Source organism: Nocardia sp. NPDC004573 (assembly GCF_053602135.1).
Genome location: NZ_JBSGDA010000013.1, coordinates 148,650 through 160,462, shown reverse-complemented (window position 1 = coordinate 160,462; position 11,813 = coordinate 148,650). Strand labels below are relative to the sequence as shown.

General features: G+C 67.7%; 14 protein-coding genes. 9 read left to right on the top strand and 5 right to left on the bottom strand.

The annotated features are described in order from the left end of the window. Together ACWEKR_RS21320 and ACWEKR_RS21315 are read left to right on the top strand one after the other, a co-directional pair. On the top strand, positions 1 to 747 hold the full coding sequence (locus ACWEKR_RS21320; protein WP_452355944.1) for a lysophospholipid acyltransferase family protein: 747 nt from the start codon (positions 1 to 3) through the stop codon (positions 745 to 747). An 11-nt stretch (positions 748 to 758) separates the two neighbouring features. Beyond that, on the top strand, positions 759 to 1,502 hold the full coding sequence (locus ACWEKR_RS21315; protein WP_452355943.1) for a lysophospholipid acyltransferase family protein: 744 nt from the start codon (positions 759 to 761) through the stop codon (positions 1,500 to 1,502). Between the two features lie 104 nt (positions 1,503 to 1,606). Here ACWEKR_RS21315 and ACWEKR_RS21310 read toward each other — a convergent pair whose 3' ends face one another. From ACWEKR_RS21310 to ACWEKR_RS21300, 3 genes are all read right to left on the bottom strand, one after another. Then, positions 1,607 to 2,014: a hypothetical protein gene (locus ACWEKR_RS21310; RefSeq protein ID WP_452355942.1), complete on the bottom strand. Its 408-nt coding sequence runs from the start codon at positions 2,012 to 2,014 to the stop codon at positions 1,607 to 1,609. A gap of 108 nt (positions 2,015 to 2,122) precedes the next feature. After that, on the bottom strand, positions 2,123 to 2,950 hold the full coding sequence (locus ACWEKR_RS21305; RefSeq protein ID WP_452355941.1) for an alpha/beta fold hydrolase: 828 nt from the start codon (positions 2,948 to 2,950) through the stop codon (positions 2,123 to 2,125). A 112-nt stretch (positions 2,951 to 3,062) separates the two neighbouring features. Further along, entirely contained in the window at positions 3,063 to 4,523 is a 1,461-nt protein-coding gene (locus ACWEKR_RS21300) for a sugar transferase (RefSeq protein WP_452355940.1), read from the bottom strand. Positions 4,524 to 4,607: 84 nt separating this feature from the next. Here ACWEKR_RS21300 and ACWEKR_RS21295 point away from each other — a divergent pair, with 84 nt between their 5' ends. The 5 genes from ACWEKR_RS21295 (at position 4,608) to ACWEKR_RS21275 (ending at position 8,773) form a co-directional block, all read left to right on the top strand. Further along, the gene (locus ACWEKR_RS21295; RefSeq protein ID WP_452355939.1) at positions 4,608 to 4,745 is read left to right on the top strand and encodes a hypothetical protein; all 138 of its coding nucleotides are present in this window, start codon (positions 4,608 to 4,610) and stop codon (positions 4,743 to 4,745) included. Between the two features lie 287 nt (positions 4,746 to 5,032). Continuing rightward, positions 5,033 to 6,316 carry a methyltransferase domain-containing protein gene (locus tag ACWEKR_RS21290; RefSeq protein ID WP_452355938.1) on the top strand — a complete coding sequence of 428 codons (1,284 nt, stop codon included), beginning with the start codon at positions 5,033 to 5,035 and terminating at the stop codon, positions 6,314 to 6,316. Then, positions 6,313 to 7,086: a glucose-1-phosphate cytidylyltransferase gene (locus ACWEKR_RS21285; protein WP_452355937.1), complete on the top strand. Its 774-nt coding sequence runs from the start codon at positions 6,313 to 6,315 to the stop codon at positions 7,084 to 7,086. Before ACWEKR_RS21290 ends, ACWEKR_RS21285 begins: the two co-directional genes overlap by 4 nt. Continuing rightward, positions 7,083 to 7,733 (top strand): PIG-L deacetylase family protein, encoded by a 651-nt coding sequence (locus ACWEKR_RS21280; protein WP_452355982.1) that lies wholly within the window; start codon positions 7,083 to 7,085, stop codon positions 7,731 to 7,733. Before ACWEKR_RS21285 ends, ACWEKR_RS21280 begins: the two co-directional genes overlap by 4 nt. 5 nt (positions 7,734 to 7,738) lie before the next feature. Then, positions 7,739 to 8,773 (top strand): NAD-dependent epimerase/dehydratase family protein, encoded by a 1,035-nt coding sequence (locus ACWEKR_RS21275; protein WP_452355936.1) that lies wholly within the window; start codon positions 7,739 to 7,741, stop codon positions 8,771 to 8,773. Here the strand turns inward: ACWEKR_RS21275 and ACWEKR_RS21270 are convergent. Next, the gene (locus ACWEKR_RS21270; RefSeq protein ID WP_452355935.1) at positions 8,751 to 9,314 is read right to left on the bottom strand and encodes a dTDP-4-dehydrorhamnose 3,5-epimerase family protein; all 564 of its coding nucleotides are present in this window, start codon (positions 9,312 to 9,314) and stop codon (positions 8,751 to 8,753) included. The two genes, ACWEKR_RS21275 and ACWEKR_RS21270, sit on opposite strands and share 23 nt — an antisense overlap. 14 nt (positions 9,315 to 9,328) lie before the next feature. Between ACWEKR_RS21270 and ACWEKR_RS21265 the strand changes: the two genes are divergently transcribed. After that, positions 9,329 to 10,429 (top strand): class I SAM-dependent methyltransferase, encoded by a 1,101-nt coding sequence (locus ACWEKR_RS21265; RefSeq protein WP_452355934.1) that lies wholly within the window; start codon positions 9,329 to 9,331, stop codon positions 10,427 to 10,429. Positions 10,430 to 10,518: 89 nt separating this feature from the next. Next, positions 10,519 to 10,722 (top strand): hypothetical protein, encoded by a 204-nt coding sequence (locus ACWEKR_RS21260; protein ID WP_452355933.1) that lies wholly within the window; start codon positions 10,519 to 10,521, stop codon positions 10,720 to 10,722. Positions 10,723 to 10,764: 42 nt separating this feature from the next. On the opposite strand, the gene ACWEKR_RS21255 is transcribed toward ACWEKR_RS21260, so the two are convergent. Then, a complete protein-coding gene (locus ACWEKR_RS21255) occupies positions 10,765 to 11,583 on the bottom strand; it encodes a glycosyltransferase family 2 protein (protein WP_452355932.1) in 819 nt (272 codons plus the stop codon). Between the last annotated feature and the right edge of the window lie 230 nt (positions 11,584 to 11,813).

The window sequence follows — 11,813 nt, the reverse complement described above, 5'->3', positions numbered from 1 at the left end:
GTGGAACCCGTCTACCGGACGATCATCGGCCTCGCCCGTACCGTCTTCTTCATCGAAGGTCTGAAGTTCACCGTCAAGGGCGATGAACACATTCCCGCCCGAGGTGGCGCCGTGCTGGCGGTGAACCACACGGGGTACATGGACTTCACCTATGCGGGCCTGCCGGTGCGCACTCCGAAGCGCTACATCCGGTTCATGGCCAAGAAGGAGGTCTTCGACGACAAGATCTCCGGCCCGATCATGCGGGCGCTCAAGCACATCCCGGTGGACCGTTCAGCCGGTGCGGACTCCTACAAAGCGGCGGTGGAGTATCTGCGGCGCGGCGAGCTGGTCGGCGTGTACCCGGAGGCGACGATCAGTCGCAGCTTCGAGATCAAGGAATTCAAGTCCGGCGCGGCGCGCATGGCCATCGAAGCGGCGGTGCCGATCATCCCGATCGTCATCTGGGGCGCGCAGCGGGTCTGGACGAAGGGCTTCCCGAAGCGGCTCGGCCGCACCAACACGCCCATCTCGATCGCGGTCGGCGAGCCGATCCAGCCGTTCGAGCCCGCCGCCGAGCTCACCGCCAAGCTGCGTTCGACCATGCAGGAAATGCTGCTGGACCTGCAGAAGGACTACGTGCACGAGCCCGGCGCGTACTGGGTTCCGGCGCGGCTGGGCGGCAGCGCTCCTACCCTGGAAGAGGCGGACGCGATGGATGCCGCCGAAGCGGAGGCCAAGGCCGCGCGGAAGAACGCGGCGGGGTAACGGGAGCTGTGATGGCGCGGGAACCGGTTTACGACATCCTCACCGGTTTGGCCCGCGCCATCTTCTTCGCGCAGGGCTTGCGCATCGATATCCGAGGGCAAGAGCATTTTCCGCGTTCCGGAGGCGCGGTGCTCGCCGTGAACCACACGGCCTACCTGGATTTCATGGAGGTCGGGTTGGTCGGGCGGAAGTCAGGGCGCAATGTCCGGTACATGATGAAGGCCGAACTCGAGCACGGCATCATCGGCTTTCTCATGAAGCATTGCAAGGCGATCGGTGTGGACCGCACGGCCGGGGCCGAGTCGTATGCCCGCGCGGTGACGGCGCTGCGCGAGGGTGAGGTGGTGGTGGTCTATCCCGAGGCGACGATCAGCCGTAGCTTCGAACTGAAGGAATTCAAGTCCGGCGCGGCGCGGATGGCGGTGGAAGCCGATGTCCCGATCGTCCCCATGATCATCTGGGGCGCGCACCGGATCTGGACCAAGGACATCCCGAAACAGCTCGGCCGCCATCGTTTTCCGATCAATATCCGCATCGGCGCGCCGATCCCACCCGACGAACCGGCCGAGAAACTCACCGCCACCCTGCGCACTCGGATGAGCGAGCTGCTGGAACGCGCGCAACGCGACTATCCGATGGTGGAAGGCGCCCGCTGGGTGCCCGCCCGGCTCGGCGGGACCGCCCCGACCCTCGCGGAGGCGGCTGTGCTGGAACGCGAGGAGATGGAGAGGCGGCGGCGCGCGAAGGCGCCGTGAACCCAGTCGAATTGCGACGCAGGGCGACGCCGCTGCACTCCTGCCGTGTCACGAGGTCCGGTGCGGACCCCGTGACAGGCTGTGGCGGTGCCGGCTGCATCCGATCAGGCGGCGTCGAGCGCCGCGGTGATCTTGCGGGTCATGTCGGCCAGGACGGGGCTGGGCGCGCCTTTGCGGCTTCCGATGGCCGCGTCGACGGCGACGAGGACGGTGTTGCGGAAGTTGTCGGCCTCGGCCGGATCCTGTTTCTGCAGCACGTTCATGGCCGCGGTGAGGGCAGGCAGCACCTGGTCGGCGAGTTCGGCGACGTTCTTGCCGTTCAGGGTGATGTCCTTGGACTTCGCGGCGAGTACGTGCCCGACCGCGCCGGTCGCCGACGACAGGGCGATGGAGCCGTGGGTGGCGGCCTTGTGCGGTGAGCCGGTCGCGTCCGCGGCGGCCAGCAGCGATACCGCGCCGTAGGCGGCGGTCCGGATGGTGGCCTTGTCCTGGTCGGTGAGGGTGATGGACATGGTGGTGTCTCCTTCGGAATGTGTTGTGTTGCAAGGGGTCGGATAGATGTGTCCCGGATTGCCGGGGGTTGGTGCCGGGAGAACGAAGTCACCCACGTTGATGGCAGGTCAGCGGCTCGGCGAACCCTGCTGATCGTGGGCCGCTGCGGTCTCGCGCACGGCCTGGGCGATGGCACGGAAATCCTTGCGCAGGAGTGCGCCGTGGTTGCTGGCGACCTTCGCGCTGATGCGGATGTTCGGGTTGCGGTCGCACACCGCGTCGAGGCCGGCCCGGATCCGTTCCTGCTCGTCACCGCGGCTTCCGAACGACGTGCCCGAAGCGACCACATACCGCAACGGCACGCTGATCTCGTCCAGCACGCGACCCAGCTCGCGTTCGCGGGAGAGCTTGCCGAGTTCGATATTGCTTTCGGCCATCTGTGCGGCGGTCATCCGCGGGGTCAGGCCGGTCGGGCGCAGCAGCGGCGTGAACCAGCCCAGCCGCTTGAACAGCTTGCGGATCCGCTGCTCCATGGCCGCGTCGAGCCAGTCGTACGGGAACGCGCCGTCGACCAGCACCGCACCCACGGCACGGTCCGGGTTCCTGGCGGCCCAGTGCGCCGCGACGACTGCCCCGTAGGACCAGCCGACCAGCAACGCCCGGTCCACGTCACGGGCGGCCAGGACGGCGTCGACGTCCCGGACCGCGGCCTCGAAGGAATAGTCCGCCGAACGCCGCGATTTGCCGCGAGCCCGCTCATCGAAGGTGATGTGCCGGAATTCGGAGCCGAGTTCGGCGATGACCCGCCGCCAGTACCCCTGAGTGGCGAACTGGCCATTGCAGTAGACCACGGGGATGCCGCGCCCGCCGGTGTCGGTGACGGCCAGGGCCGTATCGTCGACCGGCACCATACCGGTCCACTTCGAAGCGGTGGAGGAGGTGTTGTTGTTCGTCATGAGAACTACTGTCGGCGCCGGGCCTGACACCACGCTGACACTCGCCTGATACGGCCACTGACACCGTGCGTTCCCGGCACGATCGGCGCTTCGGGACCACCGCTCCGCGGCGTCAGTACGCTCCCTCGCCTCGCGCCACGACACCGACCGTGCGCGCGATCAGCCGCAGGTCCATCCGCATGGACACGTTCTCCACATAGGACAGGTCGAGTCGCACCGCGTCCTCGAGCGGAAGGTCCGACCTGCCACTGACCTGCCACAAGCCGGTCAGCCCCGGCTTCACGAGCAGGCGTCGGCGCATCATGTGGTCGTAGGTGTCGACTTCCCGCCGCACCTGCGGTCGCGGCCCGACAACGCTCATGTCGCCGCGCAGAACGTTGAGGAACTGCGGCAGTTCGTCGAGACTGTACTTGCGCAGGAACCGCCCGACCGGCGTGACCCGGGGGTCGACCTTCATCTTGAAGAAGACCGGATTTCCACCGTGCTGTGCGATCAATGCCTCGGCATACTGGTCGGCGTCGTCGTACATGCTGCGGAACTTGATCATGCGGAACGCCAGGCCGTATCGGCCGATGCGTTCCGACAGGTAGAAGACCGGGCCGCGGCTGGTGGTCTTCACCGCGATCGCGATCGCCAGGAACACCGGCAGGAGCAGCAGTACGCACACTGTCGCGAAACCGATGTCGAAGGCCGTTTTGCTGACCGACCGAGCACGCTCGTACTGCGGCTCCGCGATGTGCATCATCGGCATCCCCGCGACCTGCCGATTGGTCAGCCGGGATATGGCGATGTCGACTGCCCCTGGCGCCAGCATGAACTCGACTCCCAGCGCGTCGAGTTCCCAAGCGAGTCTGCGCAGCTCGGTCGGACCGAGATGCCGGGTGGGACCGATGGCGACAGTGTCGGCGTGGGTGTGCAGGACCGCTCGCAGCACGGCGCTGTCGTCACCGACGACCGCCACCGTACCGCCGGCGAAAGCCAGCGGCGCATCGCCTGATTGCCCACCCGGCACGCAGGCGCCGACGACGTCGTAACCTGCGCCCGGGTCTGCGGCGAACGCCGCGGTCATCGCAGCGACCGCGTCGGCTGTGCCGACCACGAGTACGGCCGACCGATGGCGTCCCCGGCGGCGTTCCCTGGCAAGCCGATGACGCCACCACAGTCGTCCACCGACCACCGCGAGGACGCCGGCCGGAAAGGCGATCGCGAGATAACCTCTGGCGAAATTGATTTCGAGTGCCAGCGACATGAGTGCCAGTACGCCGAACAAGTGCATGGTCGCCGACAACAGCCGCCGGAACTCCTCGACACCGCTGCCGACCAGTTGCGGCGCGCGGCTGCCCGCGCTGCCGAGGATCGCGAACCAGCCCAAGGCGAGCATGCCCGATACCACCGTGTAACCGACCCGGTACGGCCCCTCCCAGGCCAGCGGCGGAGCACCACCCCCGTTGAAGCGAATCAGCTGCGCACTCCCCACGGCGATGGAAACGGCGGCGAAATCGGTGATGGCGAGGCGACGTACGTACTCCGATCGCCAGGCCTTACGGGTCGAGACGGTAACCAGTGGAGCCACGAAGGATCGTGGGGATTCGGCGGTCCCATTCCATTCCGGGACAGCCTTGGATTTCATCAAGAGAACACCCCTCCTGGGGCAACGGTGGAATTGCTACCCGATCCGGAGATCGTCTTTCCCGGCAGCGTCCCGACCGCCTCTACCGAGCGCTTCATCGGCAGTTTGATCGGCAAGTGGCACAAGGTCTCTCGCCGATCAGAAGGTATGCGCGAAGCAGCGTGATCGGGATGTTAACTGAACCGGATCCGCTCGGCGACCGATCTCGATACGCATCGGGAATAACACCATGAAGGTGAATATGGAGTGTGCTGTATATCACAGTTTGTAACACTGATCTGTAATCCAGCCGATATTGCCGTCGGTACGCTGACAGTCGCGACAATGCGGCCCGTACCACGAATGACGTTCTCGTCGCGCGCATCTCGTGATACGCCGGGCAGCTCACGCTTCCGTGCGCCGCGACAGGCGTGCCGACGGGGCCGAGACGTTTCGAGCAAAGGATCGGATCTGTGCGCTGTCGACTCTGTGACTCCGGCAGGCTGTCCAGCGTTCTGGATCTCGGCGCCACGCCGCCGTGCGAATCGTTCCTCACCGCCGACCAGCTCGATCTGCCCGAGCCGACCTACCCGTTGCATTTGCGGGTCTGCGTCGACTGCCTGCTGCTGCAGATTCCGGCGCTGATCACACCGGAGGAGACCTTCACCGAATACGCCTACTTCTCCTCCTATTCCGACAGCTGGGTCCGCCACGCGGGCGAGTTCGTCGACACCGCGGCCGCCCGGCTGGGACTGGGCAGGGACTCCTTCGTGGTTGAGGTCGCCAGCAATGACGGCTACCTGCTCCGCCACGTCGTGGACCGCGAGATCCGATGCCTGGGTATCGAGCCCTCGGTCAACGTCGGGACCGTGGCTCGCGAGTCGGGCGTACCCACCGAAACCACCTTCCTCGACGAGGATTCGGCTCGCCGGATCCGTGCCGAACACGGCCCCGCGGATCTCGTGGTCGCCAACAACGTCTATGCCCATATCCCGGATCTGCGCGGATTCACCCGTGCGCTACGCATCCTGCTGGCGGACGACGGCATGCTGACCATCGAGGTGCACCATGCGCTGAACTTGGTCGGGCTCGGCCAGTTCGACACCATCTACCACGAGCATTTCCAGTACTACACCGTGCTTTCGGCGCAACGTGCGCTCGCTGTCGCGGGATTGACCGTGGTCGATGTCGATCAGCTGCCGACGCACGGCGGATCGATCCGGCTGTGGGTGCGTCCCGATGCCGCCGTGGCGGCGGTGAGCGACCGGGTGCGGGAAGTGCTCGACCTCGAGCGATCCGCGGGATTGCACTCGGCGGACGGCTACACATCGCTGCGGCGGCGTGCCGAGTCCGTGCGGCATGAGCTGCTCGCGTTCCTGCTCGACTGCCGACGCCGGGGCGAACGCGTCGTCGGATACGGTGCGCCGGGCAAGGGCAACACACTGCTCAACTATTGCGGGATCCGGCCCGACCTACTCGAGTACACCGTCGACCGCAATCCCTACAAACACGGCAGATTCACGCCGGGAACGCGAATCCCGATCCACCCGCCGGCCCGGCTCGACGCCGATCGTCCGGACGTGGTCGTGGTGTTGCCCTGGAATCTCGAGCACGAGATCACCGCACAGCTGCGGCATGTCGCCGAGTGGGGCGGTCAGCTCGCTTATCCCTTGCCCGAGCTGCACGTGGTCGACCCGGCTTGCCCGGCCCCGGCCCGGCCGGCCGGAGCCGAGTCGAAAGGAAACCGGCGCGGATGAAAGTCGTTCTGTTCTGCGGTGGCTACGGCATGCGCATGCGCGGCGGCACCGATGACATGGTGCCCAAGCCGATGCAACTCGTCGGACCCCGCCCCCTGCTCTGGCACGTGATGCGGTACTACGCGCACTACGGTCACACCGAATTCATCCTGTGCCTCGGATACGGCGCCGAGCACATCAAGAATTTCTTCCTCAGCTACCGTGAGTCGGCGTCCAACGACTTCGTGATCCGCAACGGCCGGGTCGTATTGCTCGGCAGCGATATCGACGACTGGACGATCACTTTCGTCGATACCGGCGTGGAGTCGGCCATCGGAGAGCGATTGCGCCGGGTGCGCGAGCACCTCGGCGACGACCAGTACTTCCTGGCCAACTACGCGGACGTCCTCACCGACGCTCCCCTGGACGAGATGATCAGCCAGTTCCATGCTTCGGGGGCCGCGGCATCCCTGCTGGTGGTGCCACCCCAATCGTCGTTCCACTGCGTGGACCTCAGTGCTACCGGCGAGGTCAAGGACATCGTTCCCGTGGCGCGTATGCCCCTGTGGGAGAACGGCGGTTACTTCGTGCTCGGCCGGGAGATATTCGACCTGCTGCCACCAGGTGGCGATCTGGTGGAGGACGCCTGTGGGACGCTCGCGGGCCAGGGCCGGTTGTTCGGCTATCGCCACGACGGATTCTGGAAACCGGCGGATACTTTCAAGGAGCGCGCCGAACTCGATGCGGCCTACCGCAGCGGACACCGACCGTGGATGGTGTGGGAGCAGTGATCGCTCTGCTTTCCCCGCGGCCCGCCGAGATCGCCCTGCTCGGCGCGCATTGCGATGACATCCCGATCGGCATGGGAGCCACGCTGCTGTCGCTGACCAGCGCCCATCCGGGTATGCGGGTGCGCGCGCTGGTCCTTTCCGGCGCGGGCACCGAGCGCGAGCGGGAAGAACGGGCGGCGCTCACCGCCTTCTGCTCGGGACGGACACCGGAATTGACGGTGCTCGACGTCCCGGACGGACGCGCACCGGCGCACTGGGATCGGATCAAGACGGCCGTAGCGGAGTTTCGCCGTGCGGGTGAACCGGACCTGGTGTTCGCCCCGCAACCGGGCGACGCGCACCAGGATCACCGCACGCTCGCGAAGCTGGTGCCGACCGAGTTCCGCGACCACCTGATCCTCGGCTACGAGATCCTCAAGGCGGAGGTCGACACACCGGCGCCGACCGTATTCCACCCGGTCGACGCGGAACTGATCCAGCGGAAATCGCGACTGCTGCATCGGTATTACCCATCGCAGACCGGGCGCGACTGGTTCGACGAAACCGCGTTCCTGGCCTCCGCGCGGATCCGCGGCGTGCAGTGCCGCACCGAGTACGCCGAAGCCTTCGTGGTGAACAAGGCCGTGATCTCATGGGAAAAGGAGTGACAACGATGCGAGTCCTGGTCACCGGGCATCAGGGATATCTCGGCACCGTCATGGTCCCGATACTGCAAGCCGCCGGGCACGAGGTCGTCGGGCTCGACACGGGCTGGTTCGCCGACTGCCTGCTGGGTGAGTTCGCCGGCGATCCGGAGGGCCTGCGCCTGGACCTGCGATCGGTGCAGATCGACGCCCTTCGCGGCATCGATGCGGTCGTCCATCTCGCCGCGCTGTCCAATGATCCCCTGGGCGCGCTCGCGCCGGAAGTCACCCACGAAATCAACCACCGCGCCTCGGTGCGTCTGGCTCGGCTCGCGAAAGAAGCCGGTGTGTCCCGGTTTCTGTACGCCTCCACCTGCTCGGTATACGGTGCCGCCGGAGACGAACTGGTGAACGAGTCGGCGCCGCTGCGGCCGATCACCCCCTACGCCGAGTCGAAGGTGCGCGTCGAAGACGATGTCGCGGCGCTGGCCGACGACGATTTCGTTCCCGTCTTCCTGCGCAATGCCACCGCGTTCGGATTCTCCCCTCGTCCGCGCGCTGACATCGTGCTCAACAACCTCGTCGGGCACGCCGTCCTCACCGGTGCGGTCAAGGTGCTCTCCGACGGCACGCCCTGGCGGCCGCTGGTCCACGCCCGCGACATCGCGGCGGCCTTCGAACGCTGCCTCACCGCACCGGCGTCGGCCGTCGCCGGGCGGGCGTTCAACATCGGCACGGAGCGAAACAACCTCACCGTGGCCGAGATCGCCGAGTCGGTGGTGGCCACCGTGCCGGGGTCGCGACTGCTGATCACCGGGGAGACCGGCGCCGACCCCCGCTCCTACCGGGTCGACTTCTCCGCCGCCCGCGCGGTGCTCGGTTTCGAGGCGCAGTGGTCGGTGCCGGACGGCGCCGCCGAACTCTACCGCGAGTACACCGAGCGTGGCCTCACCGAAGAGGCATTCTCCCAGCGATTCACCCGGCTCGCGTGGCTGCAGCGGCTGCGAGCGTCCGGCGCTGTGGACCCGCGACTGCGTGCGGTCACCGCGCCGGTGACAGGATAGCCCGCAGATGGCTCCATCGTCCGGCGTTCGCGTCGCGATCCGACACCGCCGTCACCGGCAGCGGCCAGGCGATCGCCAAGTCCGGATCGTCGAAGGCGACGCTGAGATCCTCGGCAGGATCGTGCGGCCGATCGATGCGATAGCACACATCGGCGGTGTCGGTGAGTGCTTGGAATCCGTGCAGAAAGCCCGGTGGCACGTACAGGTGCCGGAACTCCTCGTCGTCGAGCCGGAACGCCTGCGTCCGGCCGAACGTCGGCGACGACGGCCGGATGTCGACCAGCACGTCATGCACCGCGCCGTGTGCGCAGCGGACCAGTTTGGCCTCCCCGCGCCCGGACCGGCCGTGCATGCCGCGCACCACCCCGCGGTGCGACCGGGACTGCGAGTCCTGCACGAAACCGGCCGAGAACCCCGGCATTCCCAGATGGGCGTCGAATTCCGCGGCATCGAAGGTCCGGGTGAACAGGCCCCGGTCGTCCCGGGCGGGCGCTGGGACCAGCACCACCACGCCGACCAGGTCGGTCTGCTCGATACGCACACCGACATCGTGTCATGACCGGCCGCTGCCGCGCCTGCTCCGGCGCCGTTCTGCACACCGTCCTCGATCTCGGGACGGTGCCCGCAGCCGATGATTTCCCGCCCGCGGGACGGCCGGTGACACCGGCGGAGACCACGCACCCGCTGCGGATGGTGCGGTGCCCGCACTGCGAGCTGGCGCAGCTCGCCGAAGACGACACCGTGGCCGCCGAACCCCGTGGCGTGGAGCCGCGGGCCCTGCGCGATCAAGCGGCCGATGCGATCGCCCGGGTCGACGCGGCCGGTCTGCTGCGCGGGCGCACGGTCATCGAGTTCGGTAGTCCGCACGGTGGTTCCTGGCTGCCGTTGCTGGCCGAGCGTGGCTGCACCGAAGCCGGCGCGGCGCGGGCGGACCTGGTCGTGGACTGTTTCGGCATCATGCACGAACCCGACCAGCGGGCCGCGTTCGCCGCACGCGCCGCGGCCACCGCGCCGGGCGGGCTGCTCCTGCTGCAGTTCCATTCGCTGGCCGCCATCGTGGCACAACGGCAGTGGAACGCGTTGCGGCACGGGCATTTCGCGTACTACTCCCTGCATGCGCTGAGCCTGGCGCTCACCGCCGCGGGCATGGGCGTGACCACCGCGTGGGAGTTCGACCTGTACGGCGGGACGGTGCTGGTAGCGGCTCGGCGCGGCCCTACCGAGCCGGACCGCGCCGCGCGCGAGATCCTGGCCCGCGAACGCGAACTCCTCACCCCGGAATCGCTGCGTCGGCTCCAGCGGTTCGTGGACGACCATGTGCGCGCGCTGCGGAACTGGCTGATCGATGCGGCCGCGTCCGGACAGCGCGTCTACGCCTACGGCGCCGCGTCCCGGGCGGTTGCCCTGCTGTCGCTGGCCGGGGCACACCAAGGACTTGTCGCCGGAGTCGCCGACGCCGCACCCGCCAAACGGGGACGCCGGATGCCCGGCACCGACATCCCGATCATCAGCCCGCAGGATCTGATCGCGGCAGCACCCGACCGGGTGCTGTTGACGCTGCCCGATCTACTGGATGAAGTGTCGACCGGACTTCCAGAACTCGACGGGCGCTGGTTCGTGGACGATCCGCGCGGACCCAGAAGGGGGAGTGGATGACCGACCCCCGACCGTGTGACTCCATCCCGCCGACCACGATTCCCGGGCCGCACCCGGCCAGCAGTTCCCGAGCGAGGACAGCCGTACCGATGAACACCACCTCGAGGATGCGCCGACAGCCGCATTCACCGGCCGACGCGGTCGCACCGGCCACGGCGCCGATGGTCGTGGCCGACCGGTCCGGCGGCCTCGTGCTCGCCGACATCGAGGCGATCGGACCGGTGCGTGGGCGCCCCCGCGCCGAACCGATGTCGCCGAGCGGCGACGCCGACGGCCCGGCCTCGACGGTGTGATCGGCGGTGGCCACTACCGGACGGCAACAACCGCGGTCTTGTTCAGCGGCCGACCGCGGCCCGCGCGCGCACCCGCAGCCGCGTTCCCAAGGCCCGGACCAGGCGCAGGTCACCGGCCAGCACGTCGGCCGGACGGACGAGCTCCGGGTGATCGGCGCCCAGCCGATGATGGAATCTCAGCTGCTCGGTGAGCTTGCTGCGGGTCGATGTGCGACTGCACAGGTTGAACGAGGAGTTCCGCCAGGCGGCCACGATGTCGTCGAGCCCGAGGAAAGCGCCGCGGCTTCCGACGCGGGCGAACAGGTCCACATCCATCGGGAAGACGAGGTCGCCGCGCAGTCCGCCGACGGCGTCGTAGTCGGCACGCCGGAACATGGCGGCCGCGGTGGGGCCGAAGTCGGCCGCCCCGCGACGCACGATCACCCGGGCCAGCCGGCGACTGCCGTGCCTGCCGATCAGATCCGGCAGCCCAAGCCCGGTCTCGAGCAGGTCGCCGGACTCGTCGATCACGTCGAACCTGCCCGCGCACAACGCGATCGCGTCGTCGTCGAACACCGCCGACTGCGCGGCGAGGGTGCCGGGACGCAGCAGGTCGTCGGCACAGACCACCTTCACGAGGTCCCCGGTGGATTCCCGGATCACCCGGTCCCAATTCGCGCCGATCGGCAGTACGCGATCGTTGCGCAGGACGCGCACCCGCGGATCGTGGCGCGCCCGCGCGATCTCGCCGGTGCGGTCGGTGCTCGCGTTGTCGAGGATCACGACTTCGAAATCGAGGTCTTGGGCCAGTACCGAATCCAGGGTCGCGCAGAGCGTTCGTTCCGCGTTGTAGGCCGGCACGCACACCGACAGTTTCCGCATCGCCAGCCGCCTTTTTGTCAGAACCGCAATCGGACATTGCCTCGTAATTGCCCAAACTATGCCATATTTCGCTTGGAGCCGGCATCCGGGCTCGTAATGCCCGGTGCCGGAAATCGGATACCGCGCATCTGTGTGGGAAGGCCGGAACCGGTGGCCGGTCCTATACTTCCCGGCCGTAAACGAGTTCGGCCGACGACTCCGCGGTGCGGCATGCTGGATGAGGGGATCGG